This window comes from Legionella sp. (genome assembly GCF_965140895.1).
GTDB lineage: Bacteria > Pseudomonadota > Gammaproteobacteria > Legionellales > Legionellaceae > Legionella.
On the sequence record NZ_CBCSKT010000156.1, the window covers coordinates 16,972 to 34,930 of the forward strand.

Here is a 17,959-nt window from a genome sequence, read left to right on the forward strand (position 1 = left end):
ATATGTATAATAAGGTCAAAATTAGAACACATTGAATCAATTGTTTCTATAAGGAATAAATATGCCTGAATTATGTTATATTGCCATAGGTGGTGCTAGCGCTTCCAAATTTAGAGAAATTAATCTTGAAACAATCAGCGAAAACGATTTAACTAGCCTTATATTGCAAGAGGCCGAAGAGCACGATGCTTATTCTTCACAAAAAGGTGCAGATGAGGAACTTCATAGAAGTGATACTATAGCACAGCCCAAAAATAAAGAGATTCAGGAAATAAACATCAATGTGAAATTTACCCTTCATTGTAGCAAAGGAACATTTCTGCAAAAAAAAGCAAATTTTCAAAATAAGATTCCAGAATCACTGCCAATAGATAGCAAAATAGATATTAAGGCAATGGAGAGCAAAACCTTTAGTTTTTATATGAAGCAAGTTATCAACAAGGAATTAGCGCAAAAAGAAGCTGAAATCATTAGAGAACATTTTGGTGCAGGTAAAAAATTTAATCACCCTGCTTTTGATAAGGAATATTACAATGATCTGTTCATCATAACCCAATCCACTGGGGAACAAAATACGCCACCAGATGCATCTAATAATCCGGTTGAAGAAATGCCTTCCTCTTATGGAAGAATTATGTCCCAAGTTCCACCTAATCCCAGTGTGTTTCTAAGTTTCAATGCGCCCAAGAAAAATGAAACACGGGAACCACTAAATAATAATCAAGAACAACTGCATCAAGCACAAAGAAGTCGGACTATTGCAATAGTCCTTATTGTTCTTGGTGTTTTAACGTTACCTTTACTGGGAATAGGCTTGTTACCATTAGTCATAGGTATTACTTCCTATATCAAAACAGGAAAACAAATCGAATCGTTAACTCATTCAGCCCCCCCTAAAGAGCCTGTGGCAGAAATAGAAAATCCTATTAAAAGGGCACCCTCTTTGCTAACAATAAGTGATCAAGTAACAAAAGATGAAACACTAGAGTCTGAAATAGAAAATGAGGATTTTTCTAACTTAAAAATTAAATAAAAAAGAAAGTTGGGCTAAAGCCCAACTTTTTTAATGCCCCTACAAACTCAAGGCGCCGTTGGCGCTCAGGCCGACTGCGTCGGCGACTTGTCCTGTTCCGTGATACATTAAGAGGTTATATTCTACTCCATTATTCATATGCACCTTACGCTGAAAAAGCTTCTGCTCAAAGATGAAGGCTTTGTCGCAAAACAGGTAAGACCTGCTCTTTCAAAATCTAACACCGTTACTAGCGAATCATGCACGACAGGATATTTATCCCTTTGAGCACACTCCCTTTGGCATGAGCAAATGCTCCATCAACCAAATCAGATAACCCTGTGGCTGTCGCGATAAAGATCAAGCATATCCATTTAATTCCCTCCCTAAAATTAAGGGCGGAATTCTAATGATTTTTAGTCAAACTGCAAGTTCATGTGCGTAACATGAGTTATTAAGGTAGGGTTTCCAGCCATATTGTCGTTTAGTGCCACCAGACAACTAATACTCATACTGGATAGCGAGGTACAGCTGATTGCTCCTGGAATAGAGGTGAATGAAACTGAACTCGAACTGAGATAAGCTGGTCCGCCATGTATGCCGCTGGCTGGAATTTGCACGCCATTAATCGTTAAGGCGAGCGTACATGATTGCCCCGGAGCCAATACAAAAGGCGAACTGCAATAGTGTTTTGGCTAATACCCAATGTAGGGACGGTGGTTAAGGTATGCATTAGTTTCATATTATTGGTTACTACATAGCTAATCGCTGTAGTGCACATTTTGTGCCACTTGTATGGTGGATGAAGTGCCTGCAGGTAAAGCAATGTTAACGGTTGGTTTCAGTACATATTCGGCATAGCTCGAGAAGGGAAGTAAGGCTAAGATCCCTGCTCCTACCGTTTAATTGTGCTGAAGATGTGACCGCAACGGCAAGACCTAATTGATAATCAACTAATGCCGAAGCATTTTTTTGGATACCTAGAAATAGTTCGCCACTGGCAAGGGTAGAGCTTTCTTTTTTCGCCTGAAATGCCTTAATTACATCTGGTTCTAAACTAATCACTTGGGATTTACCATTCGAGGTTCATGATGGTCCGCCACTTATGGTGATTACCTTGCTGTAGGGGGGGGCGGATGTCTCCCATTGTTCCAGCCAATATATTGGTTGATAACAGGCCAAGCAACGGGGCTAAAAATATATTTTTATTCATGGCTGTCCTTAAGAATGATTAATTTAACCCAATCAACAATAGCACGTTAATTTATGTTTTTTACGCTGAAGGGCTGTATTTTTCTGTGAGCGTGATACGTTATCCCATAATGTATGTTCTCCTAATTTTTTATGCGCAAGGCCAAATCATACAGCTCATTTTTATTGGCTTTGGTCAATTTGCAAGCAATAACAACCGCCTGTTTTAATGGCAGTTCCTCTAATAAAACAGAGAGTAATTCCTCATGATTTTCTTGCTCTGCAAGCACTGGACGTGGTGGGATTACTAACACAAACTCGCCTTTAGTATGTGCGGGATCTGCCATTAACCAACTTTTGACTTCCAGCACGCTCCCACTAATAAAACGTTCGAATGTTTTAGTTAATTCTTTGGCTAAAACTAGAGGACATTCGTCACCATAAACAGTAGCTATATCATTAAGGCTGTCAAGAATGCGATGAGTCGATTCATAAAAAATTAGCGTATGCAGTTCATTACTCAGGGATTCAAGTTTTGCTTTGCGTGCACTATGTTTCGCCGGCAAGAAACCGGAAAATAAAAAAGAATCACAAGGAACGCCTGCGGCACAAAGTGCGGTAATTAGAGCACAAGCCCCAGGAATGGGAACGACAGGAATATCATGTTCACGGGCTAATTTAACTAAAACATAGCCTGGATCACTGATTAATGGCGTTCCGGCATCACTAATTAAAGCTGCTGACTTTCCCGCTAAAAAATGCTCAATAAGCTGTTGGCTTTTTTCATGCTCATTATGAGCATGCAGCGAATACACTTGGTTTTTTATCCCCAATGAGGCTAATAATTGCAGAGAATGGCGGGTGTCTTCTGCCAGAATAAAATCAACGGATTTCAGTACTTGTAATGCTCTAAGGGTAATGTCCTCACGATTTCCAATTGGAGTGGCAACGACATAGAGAGTACCTATTCCTGTTGCTAGTGAGTTTGTCATAGTTTATCCTTTTGTTATCGCTTATTGGGTGTCTTAAACATGTTAAAAATATATAAAATTCGTGTATTTATCTTCCTGACATCTACTGTATTTCTTTGTCAATGTACTACGGCCGTTACTTCTTCCGTGCCTGAGGTGCCAACACCCGCACCTATACCCGTGACAGTGAAGAAAAAAGCAGAAAATCCTTATCCTCAATCAACCTCAGGTTATCTTGCGCAAGCGCAAAACCAACAGGGTCATGAACAGCAAAAATCATTACTTCTGGCTGCTGGGCGTTCGATTTCTGAAGGCCAATGGCAGCAAGGTTCGGCCATTTTAGCACAGACTGCTGATTTAACACCGGAACTCATGGCGCAAAAAAATATTTTATTAGCGCAAATTGATGTAATGCGGGACAGGCCGCAAAAGGCTTTAAGTAAATTAGCCCGCATCGCACAAAAAGATGAGCTGCCACGATATCAGCAAGCGCAATACCATGAATTATTAGCCCAGGCTTATCGAGCTACCGATAAACCGCTGGAGTCTATTTCTGAGCGCATCAGATTAGAGCCTTTGCTTATGGATGATGACAGCCAAAAACAAAATCGCCGTAAGCTGTGGGTAACTATTACCCATCTTTCCCAAGCTGAACTCGATGATGCCGCTGCAACCGCAACTCAAGCGGAAATGCAGGGCTGGCTGCAATTAGCACAAATCGCGCGTAAGTATCGCGATAACTCCAAATCCTTACTGGCAGCGCTCGATCACTGGCAAACGCAATTTAATAATCACCCTGCGAATAATATTTTGCCTAATCCTTTAGATTCAATTGTCAACAAAATGGTGGAGCAGCCAAAGCAAGTGGCCCTTTTATTACCTTTAAGCGGTGCTTTGCAGGGACCTGGCACGGCGATACGTGATGGTTTTATGGCGGCACAAAAGAATAATCCTGGTGGTGCGGCAATTACGGTTAAAACCTATGACACCAGCAAAGGCGAGGTTGCTGCTTTGTATCAGTCCGCGATTACTGATGGGGCTAATTATATTGTGGGGCCGTTAACCAAGGCTCAAGTTGCTGCGGTTGCGGCATTACCACATCCAGTGCCTACTCTCTTATTGAATGATGCGGCAACAAATGCGCAAGAGAATTCTTATTCATTGAGTTTGTCACCAGCTTATGAGGCCCAACAAGTGGCGATTAGGGCGCGCAGCAAGGGGTATCATCGTGCGCTCATTATTGCGCCGGGAAATGAATGGGGCAATGAAGTAACCAATGCATTTATCAAGCAATGGCAAAAGAAAGGAGGGCTGATTGCGGGCACCTTTTTATATGGCGCTAAAGACGATTTGAATAAAAAGATGAAGGATTTTCTTCATATTACCAATAGCCAACAGCGTGAAAGACAAATTAAAGAATTATTGGGCTATTCCATTCAATCGGTGGTTAGCCGTCGCCAAGACTTTGATATGATCTTTTTATTAGCCTATCCAACAAAAGCACGGCAAATTATGCCTTTATTAAATTATTACTATGCTGCTGATGTTCCCGTTTACGCTACGGCCAGTGTGTATGGAGGTAATGCAAATCCCTTAAAGGATAAGGATTTGGATGGTATTATCTTTTGTGATATCCCCTGGGTTTTTGGTCATCAAATGAGAGCAAGAAATTGGCCTGAGCAATTTAACAGTTACAATAGGTTGTATGCTTTGGGTAAGGATAGTTATGGTTTAGCAACCCAATTAAATCATTTAATATTATTCCCTGCCGATGAATCACTTTCTGGAGATGGTATTTTATACCTGAAATCTTCACAACAGGTGGCCCGTGTTTTAGAGTGGGGACAATTTAAGCAGGGTTTAGTACGTTCTTTAGGCGAGACTGCTTAAATGCTGACACAAGAGAAAGGACGCATTGCGGAAGAACAGGCGATAAATTATTTGACCGCGCAAGGACTTAAGTTGGTTGGCCAAAATTATCATTGCAAGTTGGGCGAAATTGATTTAATTATGCGCGACCGCGAGCATTTGGTTTTTGTTGAGGTTCGCTCTCGCGTTTCTGCTGCTTTTGGCGGCGGTCTGGCAAGTATTACTTATGCTAAGCGGCAAAAAATATTAAAATCGGCAATGCATTATGCGATGGTTCATAAGTTACAGAATAAATTTGCCTTGCGTTTTGATGTGATTAGCATCGATGGCAAGCCAGCATCAATTACCTGGATAAAAGATGCTTTTGGTCTGGATTATTAGTTTATTCAATAGAGAATAATTATTAAGGTTAAAATATGGTTCAACTGGAAGAAAGAGTAAGACACCTCTTCGGCACACATATCGAAACAAAAATAGCATTAGCAGATGCCTTATCTGACACGATTGCTAAAGCGGGACTGCGTTTGGTGAATTGTTTGTTGGGTGATGGCAAAATATTAATTTGTGGCAATGGCGGCTCGAGTGCCAATTGCATGCACTTTGCGAGCGCGATGTTTAATCATTTTGAGGTAGAACGTCCTTCGTTGCCTGTATTTAATCTAAGTGCGGATGCAACTACCATCAGTTCTTTTGCTAATGAACTCCACTACAGCCAGGTCTTTGCTCGCCAAATCCAAGCTTTAGGGCAAGAGCAAGATGTCTTGTTGCTATTAACCACTGCAGGCAATTCAGACAGCATGATCCATGCATTACAAGCGGCTAATGAGCGCGGCATGGATACGATAGCGCTAAGTGGACGTGATGGTGGGGTACTTGCGAATCATTTAGGTCCAGAAGATATCGAAGTGCGCGTGGCATCCGATAATGCTGCCCGTATCCGAGAAATGCATTTGTTCATATTGCATTGTTTTTGTGATTTAATTGATCAGTCTTTATTTGGCCAAGTTTTAGGATAAAAAATGAGTCTAAAATTAAAATCCATTATCTTTGTTTTAGTTTCTAGTTTACTCACAGGCTGTGTGGCGGCTGTTGTCACCGGTGCTGCGGTAGGTATGGTTTATGACCGACGCGGTGTAGTGACTATGGAAGCGGATGCCCGTTTATTCCATGTGATTCATAAAAACATTGTGACCAATCGTCAATTTAGTGACTCACGCATTGAGGTAACTAGTTTTAACCGCATAGTGCTCTTGGTTGGACAAACTCCCAGCGCCTCCTTGCGTGTTTTAGCAGAAAAAATTGCACACAATGGGCCTGGTGTTGAGCGGGTTTATGATGAAGTAACAGTTGGCTATCCCATACCGTTAACACAACGTACTAAAGACAGTTGGATTACTGGACAGGTTAGAAGCAGTATGCTTGCTAGAAAAGGATTGGAGTCCGGCTCTGTTCGTATCGTGACTGAAAATGGCGTGGTCTATCTCATGGGGGTAGTGACTGATCAACAAGCCGCTTTAGCTGTTGATGTGGCTCGACGCGTTAATGGGGTAAGAAAAGTAGTTAAAATTTTCCAATACATTCGTTAGTTACCATGTTAAAGCAGGGATGTTTGCAAATACTGGTCATTTTTAGCTTTTGGTGCCTGTCTGGCTGCAGCAGTATCTGGACAGGAGCTAATTTGGTATATGACCGTCATGATGTCTATAAGAAACTGGATGATTATCGTTTATACGTTAAAGTAAATAATGCGATAACCGTTGATAAATTGTTTAAAGACAGCCGTTCTCCGCTTGATATCGCGGTGTTTAATGGGGATGTTCTCATCGCAGGCCATGTACCCACTCAAAGCATGCATGCTGAATTACAACGACGCTTAGATCAAGTAGAAGGGACTCGACGCATGTTCAATGAAGTGCGTGTTGATAATAATCCACCGAACTCCATGGAGGATAATTGGATCACTACTAAAATTCGCAGCCAAATTTTTGCGGATGCATCGATTGATCCGAATGCATTTAAGGTGGTTACTTCCGATGGTATTGTTTACCTGATGGGAGATGTTCGCCCGAATGAGGCGGCGACGGTGATTAATTTCACTCGTCATACCGCCGGTGTACGTCATGTGGTTAAGGTGCTTAAGTACCTTGTTTATCAAAAATAGAAATTAAGAACGTGCCACCTGGGTTCGCAAGCGAACACAGGTTATGGCTTTTTACAATTAATGGACTTGTCCTTTATCGGGTCGCTTTCTCATTTTTTTTAGTTTAAGTTCACGCAACAGCCCCGTTGAGCCGCTAGAGTTTTCTTCATCGACATTATTGTTCTGGTTGCACGGATGGGATCGATAATGTTTGCGATATGATAGGTGGTGTTTGTTGTGTTTGTGATGCAGCTCATCACCATAACGAGCTAGCATTTTTTGGTGCAGACTGGCTGCTGTATGCTGGATCTTATCAGGCATGTTATTTCCTTTGACAGGTTAATAAACATTACTTACTACCCATGCTTGGATAATAAGTTCCACACTGTAAGTATAGACGCTAAAATCAGGATTTGGTTAAATTGTGAGCAATTTGGGTGTGTTAATGGGTTTTTGATGTAGCATCGCGATTACGGGTATTTTGTTATCATTTATGTATATACTAACTTTTTATGAACAGTATCAGGCGATTTTTTTAGGGAGAATAAGTCATGCACTACTTGCACACTATGGTTCGAGTGACCAATCTGGATGAATCTTTAGATTTTTATTGTAATAAGCTAGGTTTGGTTGAAATAAAACGAACTGAGCATGAGCAAGGGCGATATACTTTAGTTTTTTTAGCCGCCCCAGGAGATGTAGATCCGGCTAAAAAAACACAGGCTCCTTTGCTGGAACTGACCTATAACTGGGACCCCCAACCTTACACAGTAGGACGCAATTTTGGCCATCTAGCCTATTGCGTCGATAATATCTACGATACCTGCCTGCGTTTGGGCCGTGCGGGAGTTGTGATTAATCGACCTCCACGTGATGGTTACATGGCCTTTATCCGCTCCCCCGATAACATTTCCATTGAACTGCTACAAAAAGGAGAACCCTTACCCCTCCAAGAACCATGGGTCTCTGCACAAAATGTGGGACAGTGGTAGCCTCAATATAAGAGAAATATCCTGGCAATTGTCTTTAATATCATTTCAAGACAGTTGCTACAGTTTTCGCCAATAAAATTTATTCACTAAACGAACATTCATTTTTTCCCTTCGCTATTAATTTGCCAAGCGCTCCTAAGTTGTGTAAGGTGGTTTTGATTTTTTTCGGTCGCAAGTCATGTTGCGTTTGTTTTTAGGGATAATTTTCAAGGCGAAAAAATGAAAAAACAAAACATACTGAAGGGATGTGTCATCGCAACCTTATTTTTAGCACAAATTTCTTATGCTGATTTTACTTTTTATTCCTCAACCTCCAATGCGTGTGAGCATCTCACTGGGCGTTGGTCAGGAACCGGTACCGCAAGCAATTGGGTCATTGGTGAATGCGCTTATCATGGTGCTGGTGTTATTAGCCCTTTAGATAGTGCCGGTAATTTTACAGTGGAAGTGGTTTCGGACAAGGATTCTGGAAATTTTGTTTGCCCTTCGCATAGTGAAAAACATTTAACTGGAACTTGTGTTAATGGGGTTACCATTATCCATACTGAATACGGTGATATTGCTGGTGATTTTGCCCAAAACTCTGGGGGTGCTAAAGGCACTTTATCTATAGCTCCTGGTTTGACTGTTAATGTGGTGATGCAATTTGGTCGCGATAATTAACTATTGCTAGCGAATGCTTCGGAAATTATTTAGACCATAAAGTCTTAGTGATATACCAAATTACCAATAATAGCCTTTATGCCAAAGGTTTAACCTCTGTACTCGCTAAAGTTGTTGTTAAATAATCGCTAAGAAATTTTGCAATCGCAGGTTTTGCTCTTCTGACCCAACATTAATTTCTGGTCTGGCTCGATGCTTTGTTGAGTCAGATGCTCATAAGCTTCCTTCAGGCTACAATACGCTCTGAATATCATAACGCGTTAAAATTTTTTCTGCCTCTAAACCATAAGCACCAGAAACTCCGGGGATCCCCGTAGTTAATATTCCGCCATTACCTGAATCAAAAAGGGGAGTTGCCGGATTGACCGTAAATCCCCAATGTGTTGCATCTGCGGTTTGTCCACTGGTCGTAACGGGCGTGCCATTACCATTAACCACTAAAACTATATTTCCGTAAATCGTTGTTGGTGGCGTAACGATAATCGGATTGGCGCTGGATTGTGGTAGCTGAGCTGTTGCATCATAGATAACCTGACTGGTATTACCAATAAGCCTTGGCAGTGGGGTAATTTGCACTTGAAAAATGGCTGCGGTCCCAGGACCTGTACCCGTACAAAAAGTCGTACTGTGCACCCCTGTTGACGCCCACCTGACGACAGTGACCCCACCGTAAGCAAGACTTTTAACGGTGGTGCACGGTTGCATGCTGTTCGCATGATCATAGACTTTGATCATGATGTTGGACTGTGTTAATCCCGAATTCCCCACGCCTCCGTCACTACCAAGAGTGTTAATAATGACTAATTGTCCGGCACTTGGAGTGATAGCAAAAATTGTTTGTGAGGTGAGTAAGACGAAAAAAAACATTGCTTTTAATAAATTATTTTTCATGTTCATATCTATTCTTAGCTAGAACAGCTCATCCTTATTCGCGGCTGTATGAAAAGGAATAATGCCATAATGTCGCATCACTTTTTCAGCGCTTATACCATAAGCTCCAACCACACCTGGAACACCGGTTGCACTTAACGCCCCCAGTACTCACATCAAAAACAGGGGCGGTTGGCGTTACCGTAAATCCCCAATTTGTCGAACTCGCAGTTTGGCCAACGGTGTTGGGAATGCCGCTGCCATTAATCAGCAAGGTCATGTTGGTATAAATAGTTGTTGGCGGAGTAAAGTCAATGGGGTCGGCTGTTGCCTTAGGGACACTGGTGTCGACTATGGCATCATAAACAATGGTGGCGCGGTTATTAATCAGCTTATTTATAGGAGTAATTACTACTTTAGAAATGGCCACAGTACCAATATCTGTGCCCGCACAAGAAGAGGCACTATGAACTCCATTCGCCTGCCATTTAATCGTGACAACATTATAATAGCCCAGTCGTTGTACGGTGTAACAGGGGGCTGTCGGGGTATGGGTGTCATACACCTGAACCATAATGTTAGAGCGTGAATTAGTATTCGCATTAGCTGCAGTTAAATTATCCAAGCCGTTAATTATCACTAATTGTCCTGAGTTTGGCGGTGCTGCAAATGCAGTTGCCTCCCAAACTAATAAGGTCGTAATCATGCTCTTTTTAAACAAAGTGTTTTTTGCCGATTCCATGTTAAGTGCCATTTATCCATAACTAATTGTTAACAATATTTTTTATGCAACAATTATTACTTTAGCACATGATTATTGTTTCCGCCGTGTAATCAAAATGTCCCAAAGGCCTAAATCAATCTCGAGAATGCACTATTTACTCAACATTTTCCAAACACCACACCATTCTGCATCAACGGGTTGTTCTTTCAGAATCTTGCAGCGTTCAATGTACACACGTGAAGGCTTATCATTAGGGTGCAAGGTTAATGCCGCCTCAAAACAAGAAATGGCCTTATCCCATTGCGCACTATTATAAAATTCGATGCCATTATTGAAATGGGTAATGACATCAATTTGATGAGGAACTATTTTTTGATCATAAAAGTTAATTACTTCATAAATCGAAACCGCTTTATTTTTGCCTTTAACAATAACCTTATCAATCGGGCGCATGCGGTAAGTAGACTTTAAGCGCTCATAGGTAAACTCACTAATGAGAATATTCGCACCATAGTGTTTGCATAGGCCTTCAATGCGTGAGGCCAGGTTCACTCCATCACCAATCACCGTAAAATCCATGCGTTTATTCGAGCCAATATTACCAGCGACTATTTTATCGGTGTTAATCCCAATGCTGTGATCAAGCAGCGGCAAGTCACGCTCCATGCGATGCTGATTTAATTCATCCAAGGCATGCATCATGGCAATGGCGGCCCGTAGGGCACGGTCAGGATCGTCATCGTGCGGGAAGGGGTTGCCAAAAACTGCCATGACGGAGTCGCCAATGAACTTATCTAACATTCCTCCTTCATTTTGAATGCAATCAACCATTAAGGAAAAATATTCATTCAATAGCTTCACCGTTTCTTCTGCCCCCAACGATTCGGACAGCGTGGTAAAATTGCGAATATCGGAAAATAGGACGGTAGCAAGGGTGCTGGTGCCTCCTAAAGAGTAATCACTGGATTGCAATAGTTTTTCGGTTAAATCAGGACTCATATAACGCGACATCGTTGATTTCATTCGCTTTTCAGAACTAATGTCTTCAATCATAATCATGGTACCCAAACGCTCATTATTGGCGTTGATTAAGGGAACAATGGTTATGTTTGCGGTAATTTTCACATGCATCAATTCCAGCTCAACATCCATCATGACTTCCTGTCTTACTTGTGAGGATTCATGATTGATGGTGGTAATTTTTTCGACTAAATTATTCGGATCGTCGCCAAATAATATGGAAATATCTTTTAACATCAGCGGATTGAGGGACGTGAGATTCAACATTTTCATCCCTGCACGATTGCAGGTGACAATTTGATTGTTGGTATTCAGGGTTAATACCGTATTCGTCATACTTTCAAGAATACTTTCATTGTAATTTTTGATACTTTGCACTTCATCAAAGAGTTTGGCATTTTCAATAGAAATGGATATTTGCGAGTTAATCGCTAACAGTTGTGATTCATCATCGGAGTTAAATTCACCGCGTCGTTTATTCAAAACCTGGGTAACACCAATGACTTTACCATTCTTATTTTTTACCGGTGCGGACAAGATCGAGCGGGTAAAGAAGCCAGTTTGTCGGTCAACGGAAGGATTAAAACGCAAATCGGCATAGGCATGCGGTATATTAATCACTTCACCACTGGTAAAAGTGGAGCCGGCAATCCCTAAATGATTCGGGAAGCGTATTTGTTTTTTGGCTAAACCAATACCGGCTTCGGTAAATAATTCATTGGTTTTTTCATCATTGATGAATAGAGTTGAGCGTTCGGCATCCAAGGCTTTGGTGACGGTGTCGATGATTTTTTCTAACAGTAAAGATAAATTAATTTCTGACGAAACATTGGAAATGGTTTCCAAAAAATGTAAGTCTTTTTGATGGCATAATTCGATTTGTTCAATGGTCAATTGATTTTGAATAGCCATCGCTGCATGTTCAGTCAGGGTTTGCACAAAGTTGACGTCGGAGTCAGAAAAATCACCATCGATTTTGTTAAGCATTTGCGTAACGCCAATGAGTTCATTATTGGCATTTCTTAGTGGCACGCACAGAATACTGCGGGTTTGAAACCCAGTAATTTTATCTACCTGCTTATTATGACGCTCATCTATATCAACATCAGTTAAGAAAACCGCTTCATTATTGGTAAAGGTCCAACCAGCCAGACCACTGTTGTTGAGGATTCTTATTTCGAAATGCAAATCACCTTGGGCAATGAAGGAATAAAGCTCATTGGTTTTTTGATCATTCAAAAAGATGGTGCCACGTTCACAGCCGATTACATCAACCGTGACGTCAATAAGCTTTTTGGTGATTTCTTTCAAATTCGAGGTGGCTGCCAAATCACGATAGATATGTGACAATAGCATGTAAAATTTTTTGGAATTCATATTCTTATAACGTACAACATCGCGCATTTTAATTTCTCAAAAAGTATTTTTCTGATTCTTAAAATGACTCCAGAACTAAAAATTTATTTAGTTTGGTCGTCAATGAAATTTGCCTTTTCTAATATGTTTCTCAATTCCCTTATTGTCTCTTGGAGTTGGTAAATCTCATTATTTTTATCTTTTTTTAATTCTTCCCAACTCTTTAGATGGCGGTGTTTGATATTTTCCAACTCATTTCTTAATTCAACGATTGAGGTCTGGAGCTGTATAATAATTTGGTTATAATCCGAACGCTCTTTCTCAATTCTCCGTTGCATTTCCATATGGTTTGCTTCTAATTTCACTCGTAATTGAATGATGATGTCCTTTAATTGCCGGTTTTCATTTTCCTCTGCTAATGCTGCCATACGACTAATTCCCCACAGATTCACCATTGGTTATGATCCCGGGTGCACTAACGAATAGCACTTATTTTAATGCGTTATTATAGTGCGGGCAGTGTAAATTATAGCTCATTTTTGAAGGGGGATGGATTCAGGTACTTATTCAAAATTTTATGTTATTAAATAATACGAAGTGAGCGCGATGGTCAGCCTGGCGAGCGGGAATCCAACCAGTATTAAGTTTCATTTGATCTCTTGAGGTTATAAATAGGCAAGGAGTATTTTTGAGTTAAGTTTGATCCAAATATGCCAATTCATTACTCTGTTTTTGAAAAAAAGACGGAGAACATCCTAAGCGTACAGCGCCAACCGGATTTATTTTATGTTAAATTGATTGTGTTTTTCATGTGCTGCGAAATGTAGGGTGAATAGTTATTCTTTTTAGTTTTCAGCAAAATCACCTTCAGGCCTTCCTATTCAAAACATTTCGCAACACGGACTATGCTATTTCATGTTCAAAAAATTTTGTGCGGGGTTGATTTCTTCATGCCAAGTATTTACTTGTTTTGCTAATATCAACTCATATTTTGTCGTTATTAATTCAGCTAAGAGTTGAGATTTACTGCCGGCAAGATTGAGTTTATTAATTTGCTTTGCAATAAAATGAACAAGCTCATCAAATAGCTTATTTATTTGATCGGGATCCAGATTAGGAATTTCTTGAATTTGAGTAATATTATCTTCTATCGTTTGAGAAAAGATGGACATAATATCTTGGGGAGCTGTTGATGCATAAGTTGAAGAGGAACCTTCTGCTTTAGAGTTTTTTTGCAGTCTACAAAGAGCTACAACATGATTTGTGCTGAGTACTAAAGTGGTCGTATAGAATGAATTTGCCATCACTTGAGCATTTGTTAAAGTCAATAATGATGGGCATGATTTTGAATAGAAGTCGCCAATTAGTGATAATAAATTAGCTAAAAATTCACTACTCTTATAATTTTTCGCGATTTCTACGATAACTTGCTTAAATGCGACATGCTTTTGCAGCAATGGCACCGGGGCTGTACTGGTTGAGGCTTGCTGTGTATGTGTCGTGCTGAAAAATGTAAACGGTGTATGTGATAGAAGTCTATTGCTTACTTGTATGGGTTGTTCTTCTAATGAAGGGCCGTTGTCAGGAAATACAGCAAAAGAATTTTCTGATGCAGGATCTTCAATACCATCGAATACATTTTGCTCTGTATCATCCTTGTTCTTGTCGGTTAGCTGTGTTTTTTTAAATTTTGAGGGCATTTGCTCTTCCGCGCGAGTATTCTGATGACGCTTCCTGGGGTTATCGAGCTCATGGTCATTATCGGACATTTTGGACATTTGGCTTAACGTCTCTGCCGCATCAGCAGTCAAATCTGTAGGGCGCTTTACTACCTTTTTGGCTTTAAGGTTTTTTTTAATCATTTTTGTTGTTGAAACGTCTTGATGTTCGGTGGTTGATGTAGCCTGGGATAGCTTTATTTTTTTAGCTTTTCCTCCTCGACTAACGACCGTTTCTTGTTGATGTTCTTTTACTTCATCCAAGATTTCATCCTCAGAATCATCTTCGATGATACGATTATATTTTTTTGCTTTTTCTGGATTAGGTAAAATATCGAAGTCATCATCGCTGTCTTCAGATGACATATTGTCAATTAGCTGATTGAATTTTGAAATAAGATGTTTACTGGTTATTTTCTGTGACGTTCTTTTAAATTGCTCAAACTGTTTTTTTAATTCATGAACTTCTTCATCTTTATTTTGGGTTGCAGCTAAAAATTGATAGTATAGAACTGTAAGCTTTTGTTCGGCAGACAAAGAGCTTAATTGATGTAATGAGTTTTCCGTTACATACGTTTTAATTTTCTTTATAAATTGAAGATCTTGAGAATAGTCAAATCCATTCGCTAATAATTCTAAATAGCTAAAATGCTGCTCAATGTCTGCAGTCCCCCCTGTCTTGCTCCGGTAGCGTTGTGTTCGTGAAAACCACTCTAAGGCATTAGTAATTTTCTCTGCAGAGGCTGATTTTTTTATAGACAGAACAAAGTGATGGCTGACTTCTTTACATGCATTGGCAAGTGCATTATATACCACGTTCATTCTTTCTTTATCTGTATTAAGCTCCGTATTATGGCTAATTTGCGCATAAATAGAGTCCATTTCTTTACATAAGCCAGGAATGAGGTTCCATTTCTTGGATATTTCTTTATTATCCAATTTTATTTCGCAGCAATCTAAAAGAATTTCAGCGGAAGTAATAATCAGTTCACCCAAAACAAACGCCAGATTGTCATAATAACACTCATCCTTGTTAAAGTTTTTCTCTAATGCCATGTTGATGAGAAGTTCTTTGGCTTTGGTATAGTGTTTTAAAGCGGTTGGGTATTTTCTTTGGGTATATGCTTTATCTCCAAGGCTTTTTTCTGGAGTGTCAAAGTAATAGTTCATAGAAATTAACTTCCAATTAGGTCTTTAATTCGACATTGTAATTTGTTTTGTGCCAAATTGATACAATTAAATTCTGATTTATTGTTAATCATATGGGGTGTTTTTGTCTGATCAGTGTGAATTTGTGTCGATCATGGTTTTAAGTGCTTTATATGTCCGTTATATGTAATTGGTGGCCATTGGGGTTGGTTTTTTATCGCCTTTGGTATATCAATGCATCAATCAGGGGCGGCTCAAGGAGATATAAGGACGTACTAGAGATTTACGTGTACTAATTAAAAAAGAGGCAGATTATCGCTAAGTCACACATTTTGATATTAAATAGTATTGATTTTGCATAATTAAGCTAATAAAAAGTAATATTTTTTATTGACCTCGCGGCACCAATTGATTAGGATACCCCCCTGGCTTGGAAGATGCCATGGAAATTACGGAATTAATCATGAAGAAAATATACAAGAACCAACTTATGGAATGCACACTATCGCTAGTTAGCCAACATCGCACCTTTTTTCTCATCCTCCTGCTTTTTCTCTATTTCCTGTGTGACACATGAGTTTTAAACCAAAAAATCATTAATTCGCATCACTGTTTGGTGTTGATGTGCCCGGTTATTTTTGTTTAAAGGATTTGGTTGTGAACAAATTAGTGTTGTTTTGTTTTATGTTGTTGTGGGGTGTTTGCTGGGCTGAAGAACATCCGCAGGAAAGTTTTTCATCATGTCTTTCTCCTTTCGTTCAATTTAGTTTTCCACAAGGATTTCCAGCGACCATTTATGATGGCCAGGTGTTGCGCGTTCCCATGCATATGAGTTACGTGCATTTGCGTAGAAACAAAGTATGGTCAAATGTGAGCAATGGTCGTATTTATGTTGCTAATGTCAGCGGTAAGTGCCCTGCGGTTACGGGAGATAAAGCGACCTGGCACAGTGGTGAATGTGACATGGTCGCAGTTATCACGGGAAAGGGCATTGGGACTACTATAAGCGGTTTTCTTAAGTACCGTGTCTTTGGCAAGAGAGCGCATTGTAGAGATCCTTTTGACAAGCCCTTTGTCACGCCTCCTTTTACAACCACCGTAGTACGTAGGCCTCTCTCAATGCAGGTCATTGCACCGCAAAACGCTACCGTGGGGGTAGGATTTCAATATCTGTTAAGCAATGCAGTAACCAATTATTGGGAAAGCGTTAATAGTAAGGCTCCTGTTTCTCTACGTATGAATCCCCAGCATCTAAGCGAATTAAATAATTTAGGGCTTTCTTTTGATCCCAACGACTTCTCTTTTAAAGGTACCCCTAATAAGGCGGGGAGTTTTAAATTTCTGGTAGGGGCAACTAATGGCCAAAGTTTGACATCATTAGTCGAAATGACCATTAATGTGCAATACAATGAAAAAAATAAACCTCGTTTTAAATCTAATAATTCTATTTTTAGCGCCACACCCTATAAAAAATACCAGCTCAATTTAATGACTTTGCTTGAAAATGTACCTGGATTTAATATCACCAATCAAGTAACGTTTAAAATTGATGACAATTCTAAAGTTAAGTCAGGTTTGGCGTTGAGTGCCGAAAATCATTTGGTACTTGAAGGGGAGCCAAACCCTGCATTGGCCGGGGATATGGCAATACTAACCGTTACTGCTACTTCCAATACGGGGGGGGATTCAAAGCCATACCCACTGAGAATACCGGTAGCCTATGATAGCAGTAAAAGGCCACGCATTGAGCCGTTTGAATTAGAGCAATCCGTAGGCGCGCAATTTTCTGTTGATTTATCACAATACCTTAAGGATCCTGCTCAAGACCCTTCTTTTGCCGTAAAGATTGATCAAATTGAGCCTAAACTTGAAAAAATTGATGATGCAAAAGCATTTAGAATACAGATTTCCTCGCAAAATCCAAAAATATTAGAGGGATACATTCCTGAACATGCCGTGGGTAAAAAATATTATATTACCTTGCATGCCAATACGCATACCGGAGGCGATTCTGAAAAAATAAGAGTTCCTTTGCAAGTTAGTATCGATGAAAGCCTTACTCCTCGATTTAGGCAGGATAATCCCCAACTACCTTTACTTATTCCTGGTCAGCCTTTTGCCCATGATTTTGTAGCCAATCGTGATGTATGGCCCGAATATGAAAATATGCCTTATGAACTGCGCTTTGCGGAGGGTTATACCCCACCACCATGGCTAAAGTTGGAAAACAATAAACTTTTTTCAGTGGTCAATGTTCCAATAGCAACTAAAGATATAGAGGTTA

General features: G+C 40.0%; 17 protein-coding genes. 9 read left to right on the forward strand and 8 right to left on the reverse strand.

What is annotated here, in order from left to right:
- The first annotated feature begins 61 nt into the window (after positions 1-61).
- On the forward strand, positions 62-1,033 hold the full coding sequence (locus tag ACQY7T_RS13735) for a hypothetical protein (protein ID WP_428414093.1): 972 nt from the start codon (positions 62-64) through the stop codon (positions 1,031-1,033).
- 807 nt (positions 1,034-1,840) lie between these two features.
- Here the strand turns inward: ACQY7T_RS13735 and ACQY7T_RS13740 are convergent.
- Both ACQY7T_RS13740 and rsmI read right to left on the reverse strand, forming a co-directional pair.
- Entirely contained in the window at positions 1,841-2,077 is a 237-nt protein-coding gene (locus ACQY7T_RS13740) for a hypothetical protein (protein ID WP_428414094.1), read from the reverse strand.
- Positions 2,078-2,346: 269 nt separating this feature from the next.
- Positions 2,347-3,195 carry a 16S rRNA (cytidine(1402)-2'-O)-methyltransferase gene (rsmI, locus tag ACQY7T_RS13745; protein WP_428414095.1) on the reverse strand — a complete coding sequence of 283 codons (849 nt, stop codon included), beginning with the start codon at positions 3,193-3,195 and terminating at the stop codon, positions 2,347-2,349.
- Between the two features lie 39 nt (positions 3,196-3,234).
- Between rsmI and ACQY7T_RS13750 the strand changes: the two genes are divergently transcribed.
- Genes ACQY7T_RS13750 through ACQY7T_RS13770 form a run of 5 tightly spaced genes read left to right on the forward strand, consistent with a single transcriptional unit; the run spans position 3,235 to position 7,204 of the window.
- Positions 3,235-5,064, forward strand: a complete 1,830-nt coding sequence (locus ACQY7T_RS13750; RefSeq protein WP_428414096.1) for a penicillin-binding protein activator — start codon at positions 3,235-3,237, stop codon at positions 5,062-5,064.
- Positions 5,065-5,067: 3 nt separating this feature from the next.
- The gene (locus tag ACQY7T_RS13755) at positions 5,068-5,424 is read left to right on the forward strand and encodes a YraN family protein (protein ID WP_428414109.1); all 357 of its coding nucleotides are present in this window, start codon (positions 5,068-5,070) and stop codon (positions 5,422-5,424) included.
- A 35-nt stretch (positions 5,425-5,459) separates the two neighbouring features.
- Positions 5,460-6,059 carry a D-sedoheptulose-7-phosphate isomerase gene (locus ACQY7T_RS13760; protein ID WP_428414097.1) on the forward strand — a complete coding sequence of 200 codons (600 nt, stop codon included), beginning with the start codon at positions 5,460-5,462 and terminating at the stop codon, positions 6,057-6,059.
- A 3-nt stretch (positions 6,060-6,062) separates the two neighbouring features.
- Positions 6,063-6,629 carry a BON domain-containing protein gene (locus ACQY7T_RS13765; protein ID WP_428414098.1) on the forward strand — a complete coding sequence of 189 codons (567 nt, stop codon included), beginning with the start codon at positions 6,063-6,065 and terminating at the stop codon, positions 6,627-6,629.
- A gap of 5 nt (positions 6,630-6,634) precedes the next feature.
- Positions 6,635-7,204 (forward strand): BON domain-containing protein, encoded by a 570-nt coding sequence (locus ACQY7T_RS13770; RefSeq protein ID WP_428414099.1) that lies wholly within the window; start codon positions 6,635-6,637, stop codon positions 7,202-7,204.
- Between the two features lie 57 nt (positions 7,205-7,261).
- Here ACQY7T_RS13770 and ACQY7T_RS13775 read toward each other — a convergent pair whose 3' ends face one another.
- Positions 7,262-7,504, reverse strand: a complete 243-nt coding sequence (locus tag ACQY7T_RS13775) for a hypothetical protein (RefSeq protein ID WP_428414100.1) — start codon at positions 7,502-7,504, stop codon at positions 7,262-7,264.
- Between the two features lie 230 nt (positions 7,505-7,734).
- Here ACQY7T_RS13775 and ACQY7T_RS13780 point away from each other — a divergent pair, with 230 nt between their 5' ends.
- Positions 7,735-8,175 carry a VOC family protein gene (locus ACQY7T_RS13780; RefSeq protein ID WP_428414101.1) on the forward strand — a complete coding sequence of 147 codons (441 nt, stop codon included), beginning with the start codon at positions 7,735-7,737 and terminating at the stop codon, positions 8,173-8,175.
- Between the two features lie 219 nt (positions 8,176-8,394).
- Positions 8,395-8,838, forward strand: coding sequence for a hypothetical protein (locus tag ACQY7T_RS13785; protein ID WP_428414102.1), 444 nt, complete (start codon positions 8,395-8,397; stop codon positions 8,836-8,838).
- Between the two features lie 231 nt (positions 8,839-9,069).
- On the opposite strand, the gene ACQY7T_RS13790 is transcribed toward ACQY7T_RS13785, so the two are convergent.
- From ACQY7T_RS13790 to ACQY7T_RS13810, 5 genes are all read right to left on the reverse strand, one after another.
- A complete protein-coding gene (locus ACQY7T_RS13790; protein ID WP_428414103.1) occupies positions 9,070-9,729 on the reverse strand; it encodes a hypothetical protein in 660 nt (219 codons plus the stop codon).
- An 85-nt stretch (positions 9,730-9,814) separates the two neighbouring features.
- Positions 9,815-10,462 (reverse strand): hypothetical protein, encoded by a 648-nt coding sequence (locus ACQY7T_RS13795; RefSeq protein WP_428414104.1) that lies wholly within the window; start codon positions 10,460-10,462, stop codon positions 9,815-9,817.
- A 120-nt stretch (positions 10,463-10,582) separates the two neighbouring features.
- The gene (locus ACQY7T_RS13800) at positions 10,583-12,856 is read right to left on the reverse strand and encodes a GAF domain-containing protein (RefSeq protein ID WP_428414105.1); all 2,274 of its coding nucleotides are present in this window, start codon (positions 12,854-12,856) and stop codon (positions 10,583-10,585) included.
- A gap of 56 nt (positions 12,857-12,912) precedes the next feature.
- Entirely contained in the window at positions 12,913-13,236 is a 324-nt protein-coding gene (locus ACQY7T_RS13805; RefSeq protein ID WP_428414106.1) for a hypothetical protein, read from the reverse strand.
- 480 nt (positions 13,237-13,716) lie between these two features.
- Entirely contained in the window at positions 13,717-15,696 is a 1,980-nt protein-coding gene (locus tag ACQY7T_RS13810; RefSeq protein WP_428414107.1) for a hypothetical protein, read from the reverse strand.
- A 636-nt stretch (positions 15,697-16,332) separates the two neighbouring features.
- Between ACQY7T_RS13810 and ACQY7T_RS13815 the strand changes: the two genes are divergently transcribed.
- On the forward strand, positions 16,333-17,959 hold a 1,627-nt coding region (locus tag ACQY7T_RS13815; RefSeq protein ID WP_428414108.1), incomplete at its 3' end, for a hypothetical protein.